Origin of the sequence: Nocardia sp. alder85J, from assembly GCF_020176955.2 — a bacterium.
Classification (GTDB): Bacteria; Actinomycetota; Actinomycetes; order Mycobacteriales; family Mycobacteriaceae; genus Nocardia.
Map to the genome: position 1 here is coordinate 141063 of NZ_JAIUCZ020000013.1, position 21123 is coordinate 162185.

Here is a 21123-nt window from a genome sequence, read left to right on the forward strand (position 1 = left end):
CGGCGATCACGCTATCGCTTGCCATTCGACAGCACGGTCCTCGTCTCGAAGCGACCGCACTCGCACCTCCAGTTGTGCGGCGGCGGTCGGTTTGTGCGGAGCTAACCGAATGTACGAGGCGATGGAGTGCAGTTCGCCGATGTCGCGGAGCAGCTGCCAGCCCGGCCAGCTGAGCAGATCGTAGCCATAGGCATCGAGGAACTGTCGCCGTTCGGATTCCGGTCGGTGGAAGTGGTCGGGGAGCCCGCTGATTAGGTCCAATGCTCGTGGCCCGATGCAACATTGGTCCCAGTCGATCAGCACGTAGCCGTGCTCGTCCCGCACCGCGTTCTCGGTGTGGGCGTCCGCGTGCACCAGACCGACGCCGAGTGGGAACTCGGTCGCGTGGTAGGCGTCGACCAACTCCGTCGCACGCTTCCTGATCCAATGGCGGTTGTCCGCTGACAGCGCCGGCTGTTCGCGCATGTCCTCCAGATCGAGGGCTTCGCGTAGCCGATGCAGCGGTCGGTACTCCGGCACGGTGAACGACGGCCGCGATGTCTGGTGGAGGCGATGCAGCAAGATGGCGACGTCGGTCAGCGTTGCCGGAATCTCGGTCAGGCAGTACGGCCAGAAGGTAGTAACGGCACCGGCCGCAATCACCGGCTGGTCGCCAGTTAGTGGTTGCAGACCGATTGGTTCTGCCGAGTGAGTACCGAGCCATCGTGTGACCGCCACAGCCGTATCGGCCCGCTGTCGTCGCAGTTCGGTGTCCGGCGCCAGCCGGACGATGATGCCACCACTCCGCTCGTTCGGAAGCAAGTAGACAGCATTCGACCGATTGTGGAGTTGCCGCGCTCCCTGGCCGTTCACCCCGAAGCGTCGGCACGCAGCCTCCAGAGCGTCCGGGCCAGGCAGTGCACTGTCGGACCTGCCCGGCTGCGCCATCGCTATACCGCCAACGGCACGGCTGCCCTGATGTCAGCCCGCAGGTCAGCGACTTCCGAACGTGCGGCGAACGGTTGAGCCGCCTTGGACAGATCGCGGAGCCGGGCGTAGCAGCGAGCCGATGAGACGTTGCCGATGGCCGAAATCGCCTGGTAGCCGGTCACAACTGCGGTGTCGACGTCGCCGGTTCGGAACTGGGCCGAAGCCAGAGGCGGCAGGTTCACCGCTCGGCTGCGGGCGTGGGCGTTCTCGTACCCACTAACTGCCTGGCCCAGCTTTGCGACGGCGACCGGCGCGAAGTCCGGCTGCGATTTGGACAGCAGGTGCATGGCGTAGCCCTGTTGCGCCGTGATCTCTGCGTCGGACACCACACCCCGATAGCAGCGCGCCCACGACGGCACTGGCGCGGAATTAGCGTCGTCGTAGCGGTCTTCGGACTGCCCGAGCGCCCGCTTCGTCGGTTCGACTTCGCCCTGGGTGGCACGGCACCATCCGAGCACGGCGAAAACGTAGGCGTCGGTGCTCACTGCCGCTGGATGCTTGCGATTGCCCGCCGTGGCCTGGGCAAGCTGCGTGACCTTGAGCGCCTCATCCGGCCTGTCGAGATGCAGCGACTGGTGCGCCATATCCAACAAGACGCTGACGGTCAGGTCAGTACTGCGTGGGTGGTCTTCGCCTTGGTGAGCGGCATCGAGCGCGTAGGTCCACAGTTTGCGCGCTGCGTCGTGATCCTCGACGTCATACGCCAACCAACCCGCCATGCTGGCTAGTTCCGCCGTGGCGATCAGAAGGCGCGGGCGCAGATCGTCTGGGCAGGAAGCCTTTTGGAGTGCCCGTACTTGGTGCAGTTGGGTGAGCGCGGCGCTCCGGCACAAGCCACCGCCGTGCGCCAGATCCCAACGACGGAACCCGTCGGTGATGTTCTCGATGGCATCGATGTCACTCGCACCGATATGCGTCCGCGATGAGGGCACGGCCTGGCCGGGCAGCTGGTTACCCAGCCGCGCGAGTTCTGGATGCAGGTTCGAGCCGAGTGTGGCTGCTGTTAGGAGTACTAGAAAATCTCGTCGGTCCACCCAACTCACCTCCTTATCAGCCAGGTTACCGGCCGACCCGGCCGCGAAGCCGAGCAAGTGAGCCGGAATACCCAGCCTGGTGGCAACTCGTGCCACTACTTTGACGTGTCCGATGCCGCGCTCATTGCGCTCCACCGCAGATATCCGCGATTGGCTTATCTCCAGCAGCTCGCCCAGCTCGGTCTGGCTGAGGTCGGCTTGCTGACGAACGGCCAGGAAGACCGCGCCAAAGTCGTAGCTGCCCAGTGCGGTTCGTAACTGCGGCGTCTCGAAGAACCCGGTCGGGATGCGCGCTGCCACCTCGGCGAGGCTGGCGCACGGCGAACAACCCGCATCGGGTGACGCGCCCAATCCTCCGCAGGTGCACCACTCCGGTCTCCGACTGTTCATGGCTGCTCTCGATTCGTTGACTTGTGCCGATCCGCCACCCCACACCGACCCGCGTAGCCGCGAAATACCCGGCTATTTCGCGTTGTCCGGCCGTTTCGTGACGTACCGCGTTTTGCCAGGTAAACCCATGAAATAGCGGCCTGTCAAGCCCCATTGGGGCTACGCCTGGCGGGCCTTGGGCCGCCGCCGCCCCCGATAAACGCTTGACCCGCACCCGGCACCGGGACGACGCCTTTACTCGAAGGCGCGCCGGTACGCCGGAGAGGCAGGCGGCTGGTGGCGAGAGCCCTCGGTGCCGGGTGCATCTTCTGATGCCCCATCACGATTCGAGGTTCCGTAATGCACTCCCTCGCCATCCACCAGCTCGCCACCATGACCCAGTCCGAAGCCCACGCAGCGCCGGATACGCCGTTCACCGTCGACCAGGCCCACTTGGTGATGCAGTTCCACGTTGCCTGCCGGTCCAAAAGGTGCCCGAGGAAGGCTGCGGCGCTCCTCACTCTGGTCGACGCCGGCCGCCTCACCCCCTCTACGAGCAAACCCAGCTGATCTCCCATGAGGCCCCCACGCCCACCCCGCCGCGTCCGGCATATCCACATCGAATCGGGCGCGTTGAGCCTGGACTACCAAGCCAGTGCCGAGCAGGCGCAGAACGTGGCGGACGAGTTGGCGGGGGCGTTCGGCGCACTGGAGTTGGTGGTGACGGTGGACGACGAGGTGCGGCCTGATCTGCCGACTCTTCCGTGCAGCGGGCTGTGGGACTGAAGCCATTCCGTCCTCGCCCTACCGACATCCACATCGGTTCTTTCCCAATGCTTTCCCATGCCTACATCTGAGAGGACACATTGCCCATGCCCGACGACCGCCCCGTCTACACCGTCTATGGATTCACCCCGGAGACGCCGTTTGCGTTCACGGTGCCGCCGGTGGAAGCGATGCCCGATCAGCCGCTGCCAGACTGCGGACCATTTCTGCGGGTATGCGCTGGCGTGGAGGAACCAAGCACCGTGATGCTGCGCTCGGCACGGGAACTGGTCGGCGTCTGGCGGCACGTCCACGACGAGCGGCCGAAGGACACGGCCAAGGTGAACGAACAGCTCAACCTGTACATGTGGTTCATCGACCGTGAAGCGGGCGGGCACATCAAAAATGTTGTGTACCAGGAAGATACGCCGCTGAGCCCATCAACATACGGCCAGTGGGTCGCGTGGTTGGTGTGGAAGTATCTGCTGTACGCGCTGCGGCAGAACGATCCCGCACACGGTGAGCGCGATGCGGCTGAACTCAGCTGGTGCATTGAGTCGTTCAACGAGTTGGTGGGTGCGGCACAGGCCGGGCGATTGCGGCTGCCGAAGGAACAAGGGCCGGAGGGGGACGGGACGGAGTTTCCGCCGAGGCGGGTGTGGCCAGAGGGCGGGGCTGTATCATGACCGCGCCGGACCCGTTGCGCCACAGAACATTTGTCTACGCCCAGAGCATTCTGGCCGAGGTCTTGTGTCATGCCAACCTGCTGGAGCTGACCTCGGAACGCGCCGAAGAACTGCGGTTCATCCACCAGTGTCACCGGCCGGATGAGTGCACCGTGCACCTGGAAGCGGCCTACTTACTGCTCATCGAGGCTGACTGACGTGGCGGCGCTCGTCTGGGTGCTGTGGCCTGCGTCGGTGATCTTCACGGCGACGCTGTGCTTCCGGCTCGGTGCCTATTGGAACTCGGACGATCACACCGGGCGGCACCGTGCAGGCGCGATGCAGGACGAGGAGCCTTGGGACGAGCAGTACGCGCAGGACAAAGACCACGAGCTTGGCGGTAGGAGCGGCTTGCCGCCGGCCATCGCCCCGGCTCGCCGTTGGTGGAGCGATGACGACGACACGGAGGTATTACCGCAGGTGCAGGATATCCGGCCGCCGATGCGGGCAACGCCGATTCGGAAGCCACCATGGATGCGATAGGGACGAGATCGTGCCCGGCAGCGGCATCTTCCGTTATGCGTCACCGACCAGCTTCACCACCGCCTGCTGCCTGTACGTCTCCTCGATCACGTACAAGCCGGCGAGCCCTTCGTGTCCAGGAAACAGCTCGGTCATCTTGGCCTGGACGACGGGCACCTCGGCATCGTCCACATCAAGGAAGCGTTGTGCCAGGATTTTGCGGTTCCAGACATCCAGACCGAGGGCGGACGGGTCGCGCACCGCTGATCCGGCGATGATCGCCGCCGTGTACGGCCCGACCCCCTTGATCGTCTGGAACTCCGTCATCAGCTCGGCCTTCGAGGCGTGATCGACTTCGTCAGGGTCGTGCATAGCGAAGAACTCGGCGAAGCGGCCAATGTACTTGGCACGGTAGCCAAGCCGGTCACGCTCCCGAAAGACGGATTCATCAACGCCGACGATCTCGGACGGGGTGAAGAACGCTTTGAGCGTGACGCCGTCGAACTCGGCGACCCGGCCATAGTGATCAAGCAGGTTGGTCATCATCTGGGTGGTGCGTGCGACGGTGGCGTTTTGGAGCAGCAGCGAGATGATGGCGATTTCGAACAAGTTCTCCGGGCAGCTCTGCCGCATACCGGCCAACTCGGCCAGCGGTTCGGCCATCTGCGGCACCTGCTGGGCCTGGGCGACGAACGCGGAAATGTCTTCGTTCAGGCCGTACGAGTGAATGAGCCTGTGCACCAAACGGTTTCGGTCGGCGTCCTCCCAGCTGCCCTCGCTGAACACCTCGGCTTGCAGGGTGTCGGAGTCAGCCATGCGCATGACCACGCCGCAGACGTGTTCACCCACCCGGAAGGTCCGCCAGCTGACATCGACACTGTGGCGTTCGAGGTCGGTGGCGAAATGTGAAGGCTTCCACAGGGAATAGCGAAAATTGAACGGCTGCGTGACGGGCAGCCGGAGGGTGTCGACGTGGGAAAGCTGGTGGATATCGTTCAATGGGTGTCTCCGATGGATGCGCGCCCGCGAGTGGAGCGGAGTCGGGAATCGTCGTTGCGGTAATCCGAAGCGCTCAGTGGCGGATCGCTGTCTTCATTGAAAACTGCCTGGTCGTAGGCGTCAAGGGCTCGCGTCAGGTGCGCGGTGACCGCCTGGCGCAGTGCTAGTGGCTTCTCGACCAGCACGTCCGCGCCATAACTGGTGACCAGCGGGATCAGCCATTCCCAGCGGTCGACGTACAGCTGGATCACCAGGCCGCCGTCCGGCGTACTGATGACCTTCGAGTTGGATTTCAGTGTGAGCCTTGACAGTTCGTCACGAGCATTGGGGGCACCGCGCAGCTGGACGAGCACATCGCCCTTGCCGTACGCCTCCATCTCTGCTGCCCACCACTGCTGCAGGTTGAACGGCTCCGGATACGAAAAGCGCAGATCGGTCGGGCTCAGCTGGTCGGCCAGGTTCAGCCGGTAGCGGGTGGGCTCCTCGTCGATCGGCGCAGCCACCAGGAACCACTCGCCGGATTTCCAGACGATGCCGTAGGGCTTGACGATGCTGGTAGCAGGCGTGCTGCTGCCTTTGACCCGCGTCGCCAGCTTGACCGCAGTGCCGGTGAGCAGTGCTTGTCGGACTGTGGGTAGATGGCCCGAGCCCTCGTCCTTCCAGTACCAGTCGGCGGTGTCGAAGTAGATGCGCTGGCTCAGGCGCCGCAGGGCTTCGCGCGAGTAGGCGTTGGTGAGACCGTCGATGCCGCTGGCGGATTCCGCGCTGCGCGGCTGATCGAGCAGGCTCACGACGTAGAGCTTGAGGGCTTCGTCCGCTTCGAGCGTCAGATGTCCGAGTGGCTGGTCCGACGCCAGCCGGTACCCGCCCTCCGGGCCGGGTACGGATTCGATCGGAATACCGGAGGCGCAGAGTTCTTCGATGTCGCGGTAGATGGTGCGTGGGGCGACCTCGAAGCGCTGGGCCAGTGAGCTGGCTGATACCCATTCGCGGGAGCGCAGCAGGTGAACGATGCTCACCTGGCGAGCATGGCGTTTAGCTGTGGTCATTCACCACGCACCGCGAGCCGCACCACCTGACCACTGGCATAGCGCCAGTGTGGCGCGGTCGCGATGTCGATGGCAACCGATGCCACCTCGTGTGTCGAAAGCGGGCGGCCCCACGGCAACCCCTGGTAGTAGGCAACGAGATCGGTCACGCCTTTTACGGCAAGGATGGATTCGGCCAGCGGCGAGTCCACCAGCGACGGTGCGACCAGGTTGACCCGAACCCCCTGCTCCGCTTCTTCGGCAGCGAGCGTGGCGACCAGGGCCTCCAGTCCGGCCTTGGCGGCACTGTAGGCCCCGTTGCCTGGCCGCAGCTGCGAGGTGGTGCTGGAACCCAGGACCACCACCCCGGCTTGGCCCGCTCGCGCCGATTCGTGCGTCGCGTGCCAGAGGCGAACGACCGCAGTGACATTGGAAGCAAAGACGGCATCGAACTCGCTGGCATTCGTCTCGGCGATACGGCGCTTGGACGACGGTGCCCCGATGCAGCAGAGCACCGCCGACACCGGCCGCGGGTCGGCGTGGAGCATTGAACGCAGCTCCCGCCCGCCCGCCTCGCTGCTGCCGTCGAACGGCACCCAGGTAACGCCGTCGACCGGATCGGGCCGGTGCCGGCGGAAGGTCGCGATCACCGACCACCCCGCCGCCGCCAGCTGGGTGGCTACGGTGTGCCCGATCGCGCCGCTGGCGCCCGCCACCACGGCCAGACGATCGTGTGTCACTGGGCAGCGAGCGTCGGGGCGTCGGGGTGGTCGACGTCGAACATCTCGAGGAAGCGCATCTGTTCGTCGGGAATGGCGAAGGTGCGGCCGATGGCCCGGACTCGGCGTTCGCCCGGTTCATCGCCAACGCGCAGGCGCACGATCGTGTTCGGGAAGGCGATGAGCATGTCGGTGTCGCGTACCAGGTGGGCGTAATACTTCTCCGGCAGTAGCGCCTCGGCCAGCTGCATGGCGACGTTCAACGCCGCGTCCTGGTCGACTGGGAACTCGATGATGTGGATCGGTGTGGCCTCGTCCAGCAGGTGGGGATACTCCCGTGCCCCTATGGCGGGCAGATCGGCCGGTAGCTTTTCGCCGAGCAGGCTCTCGCGGATGACGACCGCGCGGAATGAGTCCATGGTGATCTCCTAGTGAAAGGGGAACAGTTGCAGATCGTGGATGGTCCGGCCGGTAAAGACGGCCAGCACACGGTCGATGCCCAGGCCGAAGGTGATCACGTCGCAAGGCGCGGTGTCGATGTCGGCATAAAAGTCCGCCGGATCGTCTGCGACGGCGGTGCCGAATAGCTTGGACCGCAGCTTGGCGTTCGTATCGACCATCGGCCGGTAGTCTGCGGCCGAGCGCAGCTTCAGCCCGCCATCAGCGCATTCGATGCCGCTGACGATCAGCGAAAAGCGCTGAGCCTTGCCGGTTTCCGGATTGACTTGGCTGTTGTGCTTGAGCACGGCAGGGAAATCGGTCAGCACTGTGGGCGCGGTGAGCCGCAGTTCGATGGCGTGCTTCATGAATGCTTCCGCCACCTCCCAGTCGGTACCGTCCGCAGGCAGTTGGTGAACGACGAGCCATTTGCGGGCGGTGGGCAGCAATTCGACGTCCGGCAGTTCGGTTGGCAGCCCGAGCTGCTCGGCGACCGCCCGGTCGAACGGCTGGATGGTGACGTGGCTCAGATCGACGTGTTCGCCCGCTTGGGTGCCGAACGCCGATTGCATCGCGCTCTGCACCAGCCCGATCGCGATGCCGATCCCTTGGTCCAGATGTAGATCACGGGCCGCGGTTTGCAGCATGACGAACTCGGTGGCGTGCATGGCGTCCGGAGTCTCGGCCCGCATCACCGGACCGAGGTCGAACACCCGGTCAAACACCACCATCAGGCGACGGAGGAACTCCTCAGCCGAGTGCCGCAAAAAGTAGCCCTCACCGCCGACCGGGTCCTGCGTCTCGAACTGGGTAATCGGCGCGCTTTCCGGTTCGCGCGTCAGCACAGGCACCGACGTCTCCTGATACCCCTTGGAGCGCAAGTAATCCCGCACAGCCTGGATGAACGACAGGCGGCGGGCGGCCAGGTCCCGCTCCTGCTTGTGGTGATGGAGGAACCGGCCGTACTGCTGGCGGTCGGCGCTGGTGAGAACTGTCATGGGTGTATCCCCCGATTGTGCTGCGTGACGATTGGCTAGCTCACCCACGGCCCGATGATCTGGAGCGGTGCCGAATTATTGGTGTCGAGTTGCACTCGCGCGCCGATGGGCAGGGTGTATTTGGTGCTGGTGTGGCCGAACGGCAAGCCGGTCAGAATCGGGAAACTGTAGCCGTCGCACAGATCATGCAGCATCGCCTCGACGTTCCAGCCGCGCGAATCCTCACAGTTGACCAGCTCGCCGACCACCATGCCCGAAATCTTGTCCAACACACCCTGGTCCCGAAAATGCGTCAGCGTGGCGTCGAGCAGCTCGATCGGCTTGCTGACGTCTTCCCAGGCGAACACCGCACCGTCCCACTCCGGCTCGTGGGGCGTGCCGAGCAGGTTACGCACTGCGGACAGGCACCCGGCCACGAGATGCCCCTCAGCCTTGCCCGACCGCAGCACCGTGAGCGACGCACCCTCCAGAAGACCGGCCGTCACGTCGCCGCCGGCTATCTGCACGAAGTGGCGAGCAGTCAGCTCGTTCAGTGCCTCGCTGCCCCAATCCCAGACGACCGAGGGACCGTGGAACGTGATGAGTCCGGTCCGCGCAGTGATCGCGTTAAGCAGCACGGTCGGATCACTGACGCCGACAATGACTTTCGGATGCTGGGCCAGCAAGCCGGTATCCAGGCCACCGAGCAGCCGGTTGGAGTTCTTGCCGCCGCCAGCGAAGATGATGCCCTTGATCGTCGGGTCGGTAACGAAGCCGTGGAAGTCGGACAGGATCTGCTGCTCAGGTGCGACCCGGTAGCCGAATTCCTGCGTCGTCGTCTCGGCCACCACCACCTCGTAGCCCTGGGCCTTGAGCGCGGTCAGGCCCCGTTCGAACCACGCGGGATCGGTGAACGGTTCCGGCGCCGACGAGGCAACGATGCCAACGCGGTCGCCGGGCTTCAGTGCAGCGGGAAGGATGGCCTGGGCCATAGGGTGTACCTCCAACGTCGTGAGATAGGTAGGGAGCCGGTTGTTCAGCCGGTGGGGTCTGGTCAACATTGCCCGACCGCTTCGGGCTTGAGGCGCATTTGGGTGGCGGCCCGCGCACGCGCCACGGTCGCTGCCGATGTCCACGGTGTTTGCGAGTCGTAGTAGTCGAAGTGCGACCAGTCCTCCAACGTGGAGGGCGGCTCGAACCCGGCCCGCACCGCGTCCTCGTACAGCGGCGTGCCGGGATACGGTGCGAACAAGTGGACGCGCGTTTCCGGCGTCGGATCCAGCTGGCGCAGTTGCTCGATGAGCGCGTAGGTGTCGTCCACCTCGTCATCCGTTTCGCCAGGAAAGCCGACGATGAACGTATACGACCCGAGCAGGCCATGTGCCGCGATATCCGCTGTGACATCAAGGATGTGGTCCGGGGTGACTTCCTTCCGCACGACGTCGCGCAGTACCCGCTCGTTGCCTGACTCGATGCCCATCAGCAGGCGTGAGCCACCGCTCCGCTGTACCAACTCCAGTAGCGGGATACCGGCTCGGCGGGACTTCAGGATGTCGTTCGGGTTGATCGACGCCGCCCAGCGGATATCCAGCTCGCCCTCGATGACGCCTTCGCAGAAGGCTGCGGCCCGGCGCAGGTTGACGAACCAGTCGGCGTCGTAGAACTTGATGCCGTTCAGGCCGTACCGTCGCCGCAGGTCGTCGATATCCGCCACGAGGCCATCGGCGGCCATGGCACTGTATTTGCGCTGATAGGTCAGCTCATAGCAGAACTGACATTTGTAGACACACCCCTGGGAGCTGATGTAGTTCAGCGTGCGCGGGGCGACGGTCGGGTCATCGCGGACGTACTGCTCGATATCCAGCAGATGCCAGGGGTAGTGACCCATGAGTCCAGTACGTGGCGGATTGACCGGGCCGCGAATCAGGTCGCCAGCCCGACGGGCGATCAGGCCGGGGACGGCCTCCCATCCCGCGTAGTCGTTCAAGGCGGTAACGAAGGCCGGAAAGGAATTCTGACCGGGACCAACGAGCACCGCGTCGACCAGCTCGTGCCGCGCCGTCTGTTCCGGCAGCACGTTGACGTGCGGGCCACCGAATACCACTGGCGGGCAATTGGATCGCTCCTTCGCCCGCCGCACCAGTTCCAGCGCGTGTCCAATCTGCCCGCCGCCGGTCATGATGCTCACCCCGATACACACGGCCCGGTCGAGGTGTTCATCGAGGAAGCGTTCCCAGTCGGCGTCGCTCCGCTGGTTGCCGTCGAACAGCACAACATCGGCCAGGTCATCATCGAGCAACGGCTTGGCCAGCGTCAGCAGCGAGAACGGCATCCAGAAGTAGACGTAGTCCTTCTCGTGATCGACCTTGGGATACAGCAGGATCACCAACGGCCGCTTGCCGGGTAGTCCGAGAAAATTCGTCATGCCCCCACCTCCAGCTTCAGCCGCACCGGCGTCCGGAACGTTGCCTGCGTGTACGGCGCGATGGCCCCGATGACACAGGCCCGCAGCCGCTCCTCGTCGCCGATGATCTTGCTCAGGTCGATCGTATTGTCCTGACGCAGTAAGCAGTACTGCAATCTGAGATCCGCCGTCAGGCGCAGGGCCATGAGGGCGTCGTGGCACGGGTAAAACGGACAGTCCCCACACACAGAGCCGTACCAGGCGCCAGCCTTGCTGTCCTTCAGCATCAGGCGCAGACCGGACGGCATAGTGATCACGGTCATCGGGTGGCCGAGCCCGCCCTGGGTGATGACTTCCTGCTTCACGGCCACTGCGGCGAATCGTTCGGCGAAGACCTCCAGGGGCGTGTAGAGGTCGCGCAGCGTTTTGCCTCGCCGGATCGCCAACCGCCGAGCGAAGCTTTCCGCACCGTCGTCCAGATCCTTGATGACGTCGAGCAGCTTGAGGGTGCGGATACCGTTGTGGGCGCAGAAGTCAGCCAGCGCGGGTACTTCCTCGTCATTGATGCCACCCATCACCACGGTATTCACCTTGACCGGGACGCCGGTCTGGACACAGCGCTGAAGCGCGCCGATGACTTCGGGCAGGTCGTCCACTCCGCAAAGTTCACTGTGCAAGTGCGGGTCGAGGGTGTCGACGCTCATGTTGAACTGCGTCACGCCCAGGGCGGCAAGATGTTCCGCCCGCTCACCGATGCGCGGGTGGCGCGAGATGATCTCGATCTCGGAAAAGCCGGCCTCGTGCCGCAGGCGTCGCACGGCGAGTTCGAGCGGCTCGTACAGGGCGGGATCACCGCCGGTGAGCTTGATGCTCTCGATCCCGGCAGCGCGGACCTGGGTGGCGACGGCGATCAGATCATCGACGGACAGTTCGCTGCCCGCGGCGGTGGCGACGGCTTCGCCCGAGGGGCGGCAGAAGAAGCAGGCACGGCCGCACCGCGCGTTCAGTGTGACCCGGAACTGCGGCAGCCGAGGTGCCTCGGCGCGGCTATTGCTGACATCCATAGGTGTCATGGTCTGCCCGAAAAGCAGCCAGGGTCAACGGATTACCACGAGATTTGGTGTCATAGATAGACGACTGGGAGCGGCGAGATGCTGACATTGGTGACACACGGTCTCTGCCGACCATACCCTTCACTGCATCAGCAAAATCCCTGGATCGCTGTGGAGCAGGTAATCTACCCACTCACCGAAGTTATCAACGTCGATCTGCGGCCCGAGCCTCCGCTTTTGTAGTTCGAAGATCTGTTGCTTTAACGCAGGATCTTCTTCTAGGTCAAGGGCATGTCGGGCATACAACAGAGTCGCTTTAGCCTGATGTACTGTGCGAGCATCTTTGTATTTCTGCTCGGCTTCATCGAGGATACTGCTAACACCGGCGAGTGATTCTTCCGTAAAGCCTGATCGCAGCCCGTCTGCAATCGCGCGGACGAGCCGTAGGCGATTCGACGTGTGTGGCTCATCCAGTTCTGTATCCAGGTTCTTGAAAAACGAGTAACTGGGCACGCCTTCGAAATACTTGTCGTCGGTGCCGACTTTCAACGTCCACCGTTCGTGTACCGCGACAGATTCGACGTAGGTCTCCAATGCTTCGCGGCGCTTACCGGTGTATAGCAGCATGGCGGCACCATTGTAGAAGGATTCCCGCGAGGTCCGCAGCTCGTCGTTATCGTCCATCATTCTGTGGAACCAGCCGCGAGAGATGAGGTAATCGGCATCAGCCAAGGATACCTGTGCCTCATCTCTAGCCGTTTGCGCCTGCTCAATGAGATCCATCCATCGTTGCATCAACGGGACGTCTCCACACTTGCTAGCGCATCCGATGCCGATGCGGGCGATAGTGAGGGCTTGAGGAATTGGCATCTGATTCGCTTTGAACGTTTCCTGACAGAGGCGTTCTGCTTCGTCTGAGCGACCTACCCAGTCCAATGCCTTTGCATAGGTGTACCGGATTCTGTAGCGGCCTTCAGCGTCACAATGCGGCGATTCATAGAATTTTTCAGAATTGACTCTTATCCACATCACAAAGGTATCGAGCTGATACGAGGCGTGAGCATAGCGGAACATCGTTTGTACACGGTGCAACACGTCACGGAAGGACTTGGCGTCGATATCCAGCTTGCAGGTCTTATTAGCTAGCTCGCGCGAGACAGTGCCATAGTTGTAGAATCCATCCTCCCATTCCTCGTACTCGCGATGACCTTCGCGTGTGCTTAGAAGGCGCTCGCGCAAGAAATCCTGATTGTTCTCAAAGAGGTGCTTCACCACGCTCTTAAATATGTGATACTTGCCGAGTTGAATTAGCCCTTGGCGCACATCAGAAACAACAGCGGTGGAATCGTCTGCGTCAAATGCAAGCAGTTCGTCCGGTCTGAGTGTTAGAACAACGCGCTCTAACGGGGATATCCACAGTAGCCGCTCCGGACGCATCACAGCATCTTCCACAAAGTCTGGACGCCGATCCAGGTATGCCGCGATCGCGGCCTGATAGACCGCCAGTCGATAGCCCTTTGCTAGTTCGACCTGGCGAAACAGGCGCTGGGTAACGCCATGCATATGTATTTCGTCGTGGCGATGCTCAAGCAGGAATCGGGCCTGAAGCACGCGCAGCATGGGCGTCAGGGCCGATTTTAGGAAAGTACCTTGCCCTTGGGCCTTACCCAGTTTGACGAGACTTTCGGTTGCAATCGAGGTCGGCGTCACAGACTCAGCAAGGTACGCGAGGACCATTAAGCACAGCGCGACCATAGGCTTTTCGCGCAAGGTGCGTTCGAAATATATCCCGTACAGCTTGTGAACGGAACGAGTGTGGGTGCCAGCATCTTCAAGGAGCTGGGCGTTGTCATCCAGCACGGAACTCGCCATGTCCTCAAGCGACATGGTTTCTTCGTCAAACATACCGAGACAGTCAATGATGATTCGCGGCCGTCGCTCGACTGCTTCGGCAAATTCCTTGGCGGCATCATCGTCGGCAGTCGGCCGGAACCACCTCACAAGAGGAAGCGTAACGTTCAGACCCGGCGGATTTACCTTTATGAGTTCAGGCTCATAGTCGGAGGGGATGAGGTGCTCGTGTTCTGCAGTGACAAAGAGACGGAGCCTCCGAAGTGAAGCTGTCTCTGCCACATCGCTAATGGTGCCCCAGTCTGGCACATTGTCGATGAATAGAAGAGTCCGCTGCGGAAGCGTGCGGAGGTATGCGACGAATTCCTGCTGCACTACCCGAAAGCTTTCGTCGCCAGACAACTGGAGATAGGCGAGCATGCTATTCGGTAGCGTATTTGATGTGGATGCGTCGATGGCGATGATCCGCGTATCGCCCTCAATGTGTTTCAGCGATTCACGGGCGATGGTTGATTTGCCATTACCGCTGTCGCCTGCCAGGAGCAACACCTGACCACGGCCCCTAAGCCAGGTGAGGACATTGCCGATATCGTCGGCCCGCTCGAAGATGGGCGGGCCGCTGGTGCGGGTTTCGCCGATTACAGAGAGCCAGTTGGGCAACTCCGCTGATCTGTCGAATCCCTGTCTCTCTTCCGAGGGGCCAGAATAGGCCAGTCCAACTTCGGACAATCGCTTTGCGTGAATTTTGGCAGCGAGTTTAAGTATTTCAGCTCTGGCGACGTCATCTCCGAGCAACCTCGCGATATACCTGAGGTACTCCTCGCGGGCGGGTTTGTTGATAGAAGGGCGCGCATCCGCAGCATTACGTTTCACACTAGCGTGTCGACGACTATAGCCTAGTATGTCTGCTGCTTTTGTCCATCTATACTCAAGCCCAGAGTGGGCGCTCTCTCCATCCAGCCATATCATATAACCAACGGCTTGCACAATATTCGTTTCAGTACTTTTCGGCTTCTTCTCACCGAACAGCGGAATCGTTGTTTTGTGCGTCTCATCCTTGCAGTACTCATCGACCGCCACGAGTAGCTGATAAAGGCGGTGAGGTTGATTGAGGTCCAGCTCATCGGTGGCAATGTAATCTTGCAGGTATTGGCGCAGATTCTTCAGAGGCTTGAGCTGTTCGACCTGGCACGCGCCGCACTTCGCGTTGACGAACAGCTTCCCGAGGTCGCCAACCGCCTTCCCCAGACGAGAGTGTTCGTCACCCGTCACTCTCGCCTCCGATCTGTGCGGAACGTCCATCGCCGTATTGATCGTAGCCGTGACAGACAACGGGCGAGCGCCAGTCAGTTGAGTGCCGAAACCGCTTGCACCGCTTGCAATTTGCTACAAAATGTGATACAAATAGTGTGGGCGCGCATCAGAGAAGGGAAACCTCCTGATGTGCAAGAACATTCACGACAAGGACGATCACAACTGGGACATCGTCGGCGCTCTCACCGAGAAAGTATTCGCAGCTCGCGACGACTTCTTCGAGTTTGTTTCCACCTTCGACGGGTGGGCGGCCGAAGCCGGGTACGTGAGCTGTCTCGAAGAAGACGAAGCGACGAACGATCGCCCACTCTATGACTCCCTCTGGGACTATTTCGGTGACTGGACTGCCAAGGTCGCTGAGGACATGCAAGCGGCTCCGTGGCTCGATCCCCGAGCCCACGACGCCATGCGGGAGCAGTTCCTTCGCCTCACGCCAACCATCTACCTGTTGGTCTGCGAGACGTACGACCTGGACCCGTCGAAACTGGATCTGATCAAACACGATCCAGTCACCGGCGAGGAGACGCGGATCGAACGGAGGGTCAAGTCCAAGCTGCCGGATCAGGAGCTTGGTGGACTCGACGTGATCTCTCAGCTCGATATGTCGACTGCTGAAGGTCTCCAGAGGGCGGCCGTCATGCACCTCCTGACCGGGGCTGTAGAGGCATGGCCGAAGCCAATCTTCGGTCCGGCCGTCCCCGACGGGGAGACGAAGTACCTCTGAGTCTGGTCAGTGATCAGGCGTCACGTGAGGCTATGGCTCGCGCCTAACTCGCGTCATCCATCTGTACTACCAACCACGCAACCATATCCACCTGCGCGCCCAACGCTGCCCGCTCCACACCAGGAGCGGGCTTTTCACGTCCTGGGTCCTGGTGGACCGAACTGCGGGCGAAGCAGTTTGTCAGATGGGTTGAGCGCGTGGCGCTATTCGTGATCAGCGGGTTGTCATACGGGGCGGTCCCAGATGTCAGATGCCAGGTCTCCTATCTGACATTTGCGCAGGTCAGATGGCATTTTTGCCGTCTACATTTTCTCTTGTAACCCAGCGAGACCCACCCGGATCGCAGCGTCGCGTCCGATGGGCAGCTCGCCCCGAAGAGATCGAGGAGCAACCCCATGACCCCCGTCGACTGGTCGAACCCCGACAGCTACACCCGGATCGCATTTGCCGATGAAGCGATGCCGCGCGTTCCCCTGGGCGATGACCAGGATGCCGCCACCGCACTCGTCAACGAGGCGCTCGCGTTGAAACGCGAGTTCTCGAGCAAGCTGCGTGTCATCGCGAATACGCACGGCGATGCGGCTCCGACGAGCGCCGAGCGCACCTTCGAGTTGGACGAGGCCATCCGCCAGGCGGCGGAGAAGTGGTTCAACCGCTTCTTGCCGGAGCCGTAGATCGGTGCCGCTCGGACCGTCTCCGGGACACCGAGCGGCTCACCAGTGCCATTCGCCAAAAAGACAGAAACACAAGGAGCTTCACGACATGACTACTGCCAACAACAGCCGCCAGATCAGGCTGATCATCGACTGCCTGGTCGAGGTCCCGGAAACGGACTACCCCGAGGTGGCGAACGAGGTGATCCAGTACATCCACAGCCATATGGCGGAGTTCAGCGATGCGCTGAACGAGTTTCTGGAGCAACGGGAAGACGCAGCGCCGACCACGGTCGACCGTGCGCGAGTGCTGGACAGCGTCCTTGGCTACGAGACGCGGCGCTGGGTGCAGCGGCACTGCGAGACGTAGCCCTCGGCGGGCGTGGTGCCAGGTGGCAGCCCGGCATCACGCCCTACCACCAGAGATCCCTCCATCCCACATTCAATTCAGAAAGAGAAATACCAAGTGACATATATCAACGTACCGGCGGCCAGCCCGCCTGTACCCCCTACCAAGACACCCAACTTGTTCGATCGGGCGCGCACAGCAGCCGCCCTGCTTGCCGTACCGATCGCGATGACGCTCGCCTCCGGCTGCGCGCAGACGGCCGGGCTGGTGAATCTGGCTGACGCCAAGCAGATTGCCGCATCTTGCCCCGAGGGCCACCAGCTCGCGGGCCGGGCCGCGATCGACGTCAGTACCCATATGCGCGCTATCGCCGCCGATGCCGGACGGCTTGATCCGGTGCGGCGGCTGGTGCGCCGCGTGGTGATCTGCGGCGGCTCTCTGCGGGTCGACGCCTTCTCCGGATCGTCGGCGGCGACTGCGAACGTGTACGACGGCGATCTGCACCTGCCCGGCGCGACCGAGAACGCTCGGCTGCGCCGCGAGCCAGCCGAAACCGATGAGGTGATGGCCCAGATCCGGAAGAACCTGCCGGATGCGGCGGCCAAGCTGCCGCTGACCGGCAGTGACGTGCTTGCCCAGCTCGGCATGGACGCCGAGTACACGGAAGGACTCGACCCGGATGGTTCACGGTACGTACTGGATTCGGTCATCGTCACGGACGGCGTGCAGTCTGCGGGCGTCTCGCTTATCGACCCGACGCTCACCGTCGAGCGCGCGATCGCCTTGGCCAAGCAGGTCCACGTGCCGAAGTTGCCGGGCGCAAGCGTGCAGTTCACCAGTATCGGCAAGACCGCCGATCCGGCGCCGCCTACCGCGTACGTCGACGCGGTGAAGGCGTTCTTCACCAGGGCGTGTGCCAACACTGGGGCTGCCCGTTGCTCAGTGGTCACCGACGCGGCGGGGCGGTGAGCACCATGGAAATTCCGATCGTTTCCCGTCACAGCGCTCACCGAGCCAATGCCACTGCGGCGCTGGAAGCGAAGGCGAGGCAGGACCGCATTGTGCCGGTGCGGGAAGCCCACTCGGTCGCCCGCCCCGCCACCGTGCCTACGACGTATGTCGAGCAGGAATATGACGAACTGGCCATCGAGCAGCTCCGTGAGCATGCCGCCGTGGGCGAGGAGGAAGCAACCAAACCCGCCGTGGGTGCTGCCGGAGCCGCACTGGTCCGGCAGGTCCGGCAAGACCGCATTACCATCAATGCGCCGTTGGTCGTAGCCTCACGAGACCGCTACCAGCACGTACTGGAACGGCTGGGGCCATTTTCCAAGCGTAAGAACGGATCGCGCTGGGGCTACCTCCTGTGCCTGGTGCTGCTCCTGCTTGGCGACGTCGCCGGCCTCGGCGGCGCAGCTATTGCCTACGGCGAGGTCCCGGCCCTCGCGATCATGCAAGCCATCAGCGCGAGCGTGGCCACCGTGGTCGCCGGGATGATCGGGGCCGAGTTCAAGTATCTCAAGATGGCCCGCGAGCGACGGCCCGAGGACGGGACGCTGCCCGAGGAACTTGAGCCCTACCGGGCGCTGCTGCTCGGGCCGCTTGCCAGCCGCTCATATGTGGTTGTCGCAAGCCTTATTTCGCTGCTCGTCGCCGTGTTCATCGCGCTCGGGATCTTCGCGCTACGCGGCAGTGTCGAGGGACATATCTCTGGCATGGTGTTCGGCGCGTTGGCCATTGGCATCGCGTGTGGTAGTTGGGTCAACAGCTTCCGATATGCCGATGCGGTCGCCGACAAGATCGAGTCCGCTCGTCAGGATTACCAACGGGAGTTGCGCACGCAGCAGGCGGCAGTGCATCTGTGGCTGACGAGTCGGGCCGAACGTGCCACGGAGCGGGCGCGACTCATTCGTGAGCGACACCGACTGCACGGCGAAGCCGCTGCCGCCAAGATCAAGGCGCTCAAGTTCGAGGCGTTGCGCCAGAGCCCGGACGTGGTCGGGCACGGCATTGGCACCGGTGATATCGGGCGTAAGCCCCGGTCCAACGGCAAGACCGATTCGAAGGGGAGGGCATCGTGACTCTTCTCCGCGCCCGCCTGCAGCGTGCTCAGGTGATCGGGTCGGGCAATGACGCTCGCTCGGCCACCGGGCGTGGCTCCGCTATCGTGCCGTTCACCCTGCCCCATCCCGGCGACTGCTCGGACGCGAGGACCCTGACCATCGCGATCTTCGACGATTCCGGCAGCGTGGCCGGTCTCGGCGGCAACGACCCGATTTCCCTGCGCTACCAAGAAGCCGGTATTGCGTTCCGGCACTTGGCGAACGCCTGCGCCTGCGGCCACGAATTCGGCGCGGTCCTGCACTTCGACCACCCGTCAGGATGCGACGTCCCGCCGGTCCGGCTTGATGGCCGAAGGGGACTGCGGCAGATCGAGCGCGGACTACGGGAGCCACCGGGCGAGTTCGGCACCAGCGACCTCGGCCCATCCCTTGCTGCGGCGAAGGTTATGGCCGAACGGTTCAACGGCGACCACGTGACGCTCATGGTGTTCAGCGACTTCATGCTCACCGATGCCGATCCCGCCTCGGTCTACGCGACGATGGAGACCTTTCCGGGCCTGGTCTGCAACATGGTGCTGGCCGCGACCGTGCCGCAAGAGCTGGTGGACATTCCGAATGGTCGCCTGCGGGAGATCCCTGCCGATGCCGAGTCCGGCGCAGTCGCACAGGTGATACTCCAGGGCTTGACCGAGCACCGGCTCGGAGCCGACACACGCTCATTCCCTTCAGGCCGCACCTATTCCGAACAGCGATAGCGGCCCACTTAATCATCCATTGCAAGAAAGAGAGTCTTATCTTGAACGTGCCCAACGACCCGAACGCCTCGGGCATCCCCGACTACGTCACCAGTACCGCACCGTCGGGCGATCACCCGCTGACCAGCGAGCACCTCGTTGTCAGCGCCGTATCGCTCATCACCCAGGCGCTTACGGACATTACTGACGTGCTCGAAGTCCACGCCGATATGGCACCGACCACCGCTCTACGAGTGATCGATCTCGCTGGCACGGTGGCGACCGAGACCAGCGACTGGTTGCATCGGTGGCAATAGCCCTCTCGGGAAATACGGTCCAACCGACTCTGCCGTTGCTAATTACACATCTCGTAAAGAGCGACCCGAAAAGTGTCACGTTCGGTGGATGCCGTACCTATATCCGGCATCCAATCAATAGTCGCGCTGAGCGACCGGTCGCCCGATCGGACGATTGAGCGACCAACCCCAACTGTCATTAACTACAGATATCTGCACGGGGAAATCCGATTCGGGCGCACATGCCCATATGGAACCCGTGCGCACAATTTCGAAGCAAAGGAAGTACAACATTGACCACACAGTTCAACAATTCGGAACGCTCCCAGCTTTATCGGTGCATCCTCGCCGATCCACCATGGGACATTCACCAAACAGGTGCCCGAGGTGCCGCTACCCACTACCCGCTGATGAGCTTGGACCGCATCAAGGCGATGCCGGTTTCGGACCTTGCCGAGGCTGATGCTCACCTGTGGCTATGGGTGACGAACGCGACCCTGCGGCACGGCTACGACGTCATGGAAGCCTGGGGCTTCACGCCGCGCTCGCCCCTCACCTGGATCAAGCCTCGATTGCAGCTGGGCCAGTACCTGCGCAACGCCACTGAGCACGTCATCTTCGGGACACGAGGCCGCGCGCCGGTCAACTTCCGCGCGCAGCCGACCTGGATGTTCGCCCCGCTGCAAGACCACAGCCACAAACCCGAAGAACAGTACGCGGTGATCGAACGAGTATCGAGCGGACCGTATCTGGAGTTGTTCGCCCGGCGGCGACAGCCGGGTTGGGATGTATGGGGCAACGAAATCGACTCGGACATCCGCATCCCCGGCTATCCCGTGCCCTCCGACGAGAAGCTGACAGAGACAGGAGGGCTGGTGCAGTGAGCGATAAAGACCCTTTCAAAGATCCGTTCCGCTGGTTTCTCAATGCCAGCCTGTTCGTACTATTCGGCCTCGTCGCATTGAGCCTGGCGGTCAACGTGCTGAGACAAATCTGGCCGTGGCTGTTTGTCATCGGCATCATCGTCGGCGGCGTTATTGTCGCGCTCAAAATATGGAAGGAACGGAGGGAGCCATGGTGATCGTTAACGATTTCTTAAGCAGAACTGATTTATCGTTGTGGAATAGACAAATTGCATTGCAACCCGCGCCCGATTCCGCCATAGATGGAAAGGGCATCACTGTCACATCCGAGGCGCGGA

The 21123-nt window shown here is 62.6% G+C and carries 24 protein-coding genes; 13 read left to right on the forward strand and 11 right to left on the reverse strand.

Annotation, left to right across the window (positions count from 1 at the left end; translation table 11 throughout):
• Positions 1-6 precede the first annotated feature (6 nt).
• Positions 7-927 carry a phosphotransferase family protein gene (locus tag LBW94_RS37370; protein WP_225058594.1) on the reverse strand — a complete coding sequence of 307 codons (921 nt, stop codon included), beginning with the start codon at positions 925-927 and terminating at the stop codon, positions 7-9.
• Between the two features lie 2 nt (positions 928-929).
• Positions 930-2303: a helix-turn-helix domain-containing protein gene (locus tag LBW94_RS37375; protein ID WP_225058593.1), complete on the reverse strand. Its 1374-nt coding sequence runs from the start codon at positions 2301-2303 to the stop codon at positions 930-932.
• Between the two features lie 645 nt (positions 2304-2948).
• Between LBW94_RS37375 and LBW94_RS37380 the strand changes: the two genes are divergently transcribed.
• The 4 genes from LBW94_RS37380 (at position 2949) to LBW94_RS37395 (ending at position 4345) form a co-directional block, all read left to right on the forward strand.
• Positions 2949-3158 carry a hypothetical protein gene (locus LBW94_RS37380; RefSeq protein WP_225058592.1) on the forward strand — a complete coding sequence of 70 codons (210 nt, stop codon included), beginning with the start codon at positions 2949-2951 and terminating at the stop codon, positions 3156-3158.
• 86 nt (positions 3159-3244) lie between these two features.
• On the forward strand, positions 3245-3823 hold the full coding sequence (locus LBW94_RS37385; protein WP_225058591.1) for a hypothetical protein: 579 nt from the start codon (positions 3245-3247) through the stop codon (positions 3821-3823).
• Positions 3820-4020, forward strand: a complete 201-nt coding sequence (locus LBW94_RS37390; protein ID WP_225058590.1) for a hypothetical protein — start codon at positions 3820-3822, stop codon at positions 4018-4020. The genes LBW94_RS37385 and LBW94_RS37390 overlap by 4 nt, the downstream gene beginning before the upstream one ends.
• A gap of 1 nt (position 4021) precedes the next feature.
• Positions 4022-4345: a hypothetical protein gene (locus LBW94_RS37395; protein ID WP_225058589.1), complete on the forward strand. Its 324-nt coding sequence runs from the start codon at positions 4022-4024 to the stop codon at positions 4343-4345.
• A 33-nt stretch (positions 4346-4378) separates the two neighbouring features.
• On the opposite strand, the gene LBW94_RS37400 is transcribed toward LBW94_RS37395, so the two are convergent.
• The 9 genes from LBW94_RS37400 to LBW94_RS37440 form a co-directional block, all read right to left on the reverse strand.
• Positions 4379-5323, reverse strand: coding sequence for a DNA-3-methyladenine glycosylase family protein (locus LBW94_RS37400; RefSeq protein WP_225058588.1), 945 nt, complete (start codon positions 5321-5323; stop codon positions 4379-4381).
• Positions 5320-6342 (reverse strand): helix-turn-helix transcriptional regulator, encoded by a 1023-nt coding sequence (locus LBW94_RS37405; RefSeq protein ID WP_266273053.1) that lies wholly within the window; start codon positions 6340-6342, stop codon positions 5320-5322. Before LBW94_RS37405 ends, LBW94_RS37400 begins: the two co-directional genes overlap by 4 nt.
• 26 nt (positions 6343-6368) lie before the next feature.
• Positions 6369-7091, reverse strand: coding sequence for an SDR family NAD(P)-dependent oxidoreductase (locus LBW94_RS37410; protein ID WP_225058586.1), 723 nt, complete (start codon positions 7089-7091; stop codon positions 6369-6371).
• Entirely contained in the window at positions 7088-7489 is a 402-nt protein-coding gene (locus LBW94_RS37415) for a hypothetical protein (RefSeq protein ID WP_225058585.1), read from the reverse strand. The genes LBW94_RS37410 and LBW94_RS37415 overlap by 4 nt, the downstream gene beginning before the upstream one ends.
• Positions 7490-7498: 9 nt before the next feature.
• Positions 7499-8506: an amino acid--tRNA ligase-related protein gene (locus LBW94_RS37420; RefSeq protein WP_225058584.1), complete on the reverse strand. Its 1008-nt coding sequence runs from the start codon at positions 8504-8506 to the stop codon at positions 7499-7501.
• Between the two features lie 35 nt (positions 8507-8541).
• Positions 8542-9477 (reverse strand): S66 peptidase family protein, encoded by a 936-nt coding sequence (locus LBW94_RS37425; RefSeq protein WP_225058583.1) that lies wholly within the window; start codon positions 9475-9477, stop codon positions 8542-8544.
• Between the two features lie 62 nt (positions 9478-9539).
• On the reverse strand, positions 9540-10910 hold the full coding sequence (locus LBW94_RS37430; protein WP_225058582.1) for a B12-binding domain-containing radical SAM protein: 1371 nt from the start codon (positions 10908-10910) through the stop codon (positions 9540-9542).
• A complete protein-coding gene (locus LBW94_RS37435; RefSeq protein WP_225058581.1) occupies positions 10907-11953 on the reverse strand; it encodes a radical SAM protein in 1047 nt (348 codons plus the stop codon). The genes LBW94_RS37430 and LBW94_RS37435 overlap by 4 nt, the downstream gene beginning before the upstream one ends.
• A 129-nt stretch (positions 11954-12082) precedes the next feature.
• On the reverse strand, positions 12083-15064 hold the full coding sequence (locus LBW94_RS37440; protein ID WP_225058580.1) for an ATP-binding protein: 2982 nt from the start codon (positions 15062-15064) through the stop codon (positions 12083-12085).
• 169 nt (positions 15065-15233) lie between these two features.
• On the opposite strand from LBW94_RS37440, the gene LBW94_RS37445 reads away from it, so the two are divergent.
• The 9 genes from LBW94_RS37445 to LBW94_RS37485 all read left to right on the forward strand — a co-directional run bounded on the left by LBW94_RS37445 (position 15234) and on the right by LBW94_RS37485 (position 21003).
• The gene (locus LBW94_RS37445; RefSeq protein ID WP_225058579.1) at positions 15234-15830 is read left to right on the forward strand and encodes a hypothetical protein; all 597 of its coding nucleotides are present in this window, start codon (positions 15234-15236) and stop codon (positions 15828-15830) included.
• 395 nt (positions 15831-16225) lie between these two features.
• A complete protein-coding gene (locus LBW94_RS37450) occupies positions 16226-16504 on the forward strand; it encodes a hypothetical protein (RefSeq protein WP_225058578.1) in 279 nt (92 codons plus the stop codon).
• Positions 16505-16592: 88 nt separating this feature from the next.
• Positions 16593-16853, forward strand: coding sequence for a hypothetical protein (locus LBW94_RS37455; RefSeq protein ID WP_225058577.1), 261 nt, complete (start codon positions 16593-16595; stop codon positions 16851-16853).
• A 156-nt stretch (positions 16854-17009) separates the two neighbouring features.
• The gene (locus LBW94_RS37460; RefSeq protein WP_266273059.1) at positions 17010-17801 is read left to right on the forward strand and encodes a hypothetical protein; all 792 of its coding nucleotides are present in this window, start codon (positions 17010-17012) and stop codon (positions 17799-17801) included.
• Entirely contained in the window at positions 17798-18910 is a 1113-nt protein-coding gene (locus LBW94_RS37465) for a hypothetical protein (RefSeq protein WP_225058575.1), read from the forward strand. The genes LBW94_RS37460 and LBW94_RS37465 overlap by 4 nt, the downstream gene beginning before the upstream one ends.
• Complete coding sequence (locus LBW94_RS37470; RefSeq protein ID WP_225058574.1) at positions 18907-19647, forward strand: hypothetical protein; 741 nt, start codon at positions 18907-18909, stop codon at positions 19645-19647. The genes LBW94_RS37465 and LBW94_RS37470 overlap by 4 nt, the downstream gene beginning before the upstream one ends.
• 41 nt (positions 19648-19688) lie before the next feature.
• Positions 19689-19943, forward strand: a complete 255-nt coding sequence (locus LBW94_RS37475; protein WP_225058573.1) for a hypothetical protein — start codon at positions 19689-19691, stop codon at positions 19941-19943.
• A gap of 272 nt (positions 19944-20215) precedes the next feature.
• The gene (locus tag LBW94_RS37480) at positions 20216-20806 is read left to right on the forward strand and encodes an MT-A70 family methyltransferase (protein WP_225058572.1); all 591 of its coding nucleotides are present in this window, start codon (positions 20216-20218) and stop codon (positions 20804-20806) included.
• Positions 20803-21003 carry a hypothetical protein gene (locus tag LBW94_RS37485; protein ID WP_225058571.1) on the forward strand — a complete coding sequence of 67 codons (201 nt, stop codon included), beginning with the start codon at positions 20803-20805 and terminating at the stop codon, positions 21001-21003. Before LBW94_RS37480 ends, LBW94_RS37485 begins: the two co-directional genes overlap by 4 nt.
• The last annotated feature ends 120 nt before the right edge of the window (positions 21004-21123 follow it).

What these genes read in the sequence shown, in the direction of transcription:
- LBW94_RS37370 (WP_225058594.1), bottom strand. Translation starts at nt 927, where the DNA reads ATGGCGCAGCCGGGCAGGTCCGACAGTGCACTGCCTGGCCCGGACGCT.
- LBW94_RS37380 (WP_225058592.1), top strand. Translation starts at nt 2,949, where the DNA reads ATGAGGCCCCCACGCCCACCCCGCCGCGTCCGGCATATCCACATCGAA.
- LBW94_RS37385 (WP_225058591.1), top strand. Translation starts at nt 3,245, where the DNA reads ATGCCCGACGACCGCCCCGTCTACACCGTCTATGGATTCACCCCGGAG.
- LBW94_RS37390 (WP_225058590.1), top strand. Translation starts at nt 3,820, where the DNA reads ATGACCGCGCCGGACCCGTTGCGCCACAGAACATTTGTCTACGCCCAG.
- LBW94_RS37415 (WP_225058585.1), bottom strand. Translation starts at nt 7,489, where the DNA reads ATGGACTCATTCCGCGCGGTCGTCATCCGCGAGAGCCTGCTCGGCGAA.
- LBW94_RS37420 (WP_225058584.1), bottom strand. Translation starts at nt 8,506, where the DNA reads ATGACAGTTCTCACCAGCGCCGACCGCCAGCAGTACGGCCGGTTCCTC.
- LBW94_RS37425 (WP_225058583.1), bottom strand. Translation starts at nt 9,477, where the DNA reads ATGGCCCAGGCCATCCTTCCCGCTGCACTGAAGCCCGGCGACCGCGTT.
- LBW94_RS37430 (WP_225058582.1), bottom strand. Translation starts at nt 10,910, where the DNA reads ATGACGAATTTTCTCGGACTACCCGGCAAGCGGCCGTTGGTGATCCTG.
- LBW94_RS37435 (WP_225058581.1), bottom strand. Translation starts at nt 11,953, where the DNA reads ATGGATGTCAGCAATAGCCGCGCCGAGGCACCTCGGCTGCCGCAGTTC.
- LBW94_RS37445 (WP_225058579.1), top strand. Translation starts at nt 15,234, where the DNA reads ATGTGCAAGAACATTCACGACAAGGACGATCACAACTGGGACATCGTC.
- LBW94_RS37450 (WP_225058578.1), top strand. Translation starts at nt 16,226, where the DNA reads ATGACCCCCGTCGACTGGTCGAACCCCGACAGCTACACCCGGATCGCA.
- LBW94_RS37455 (WP_225058577.1), top strand. Translation starts at nt 16,593, where the DNA reads ATGACTACTGCCAACAACAGCCGCCAGATCAGGCTGATCATCGACTGC.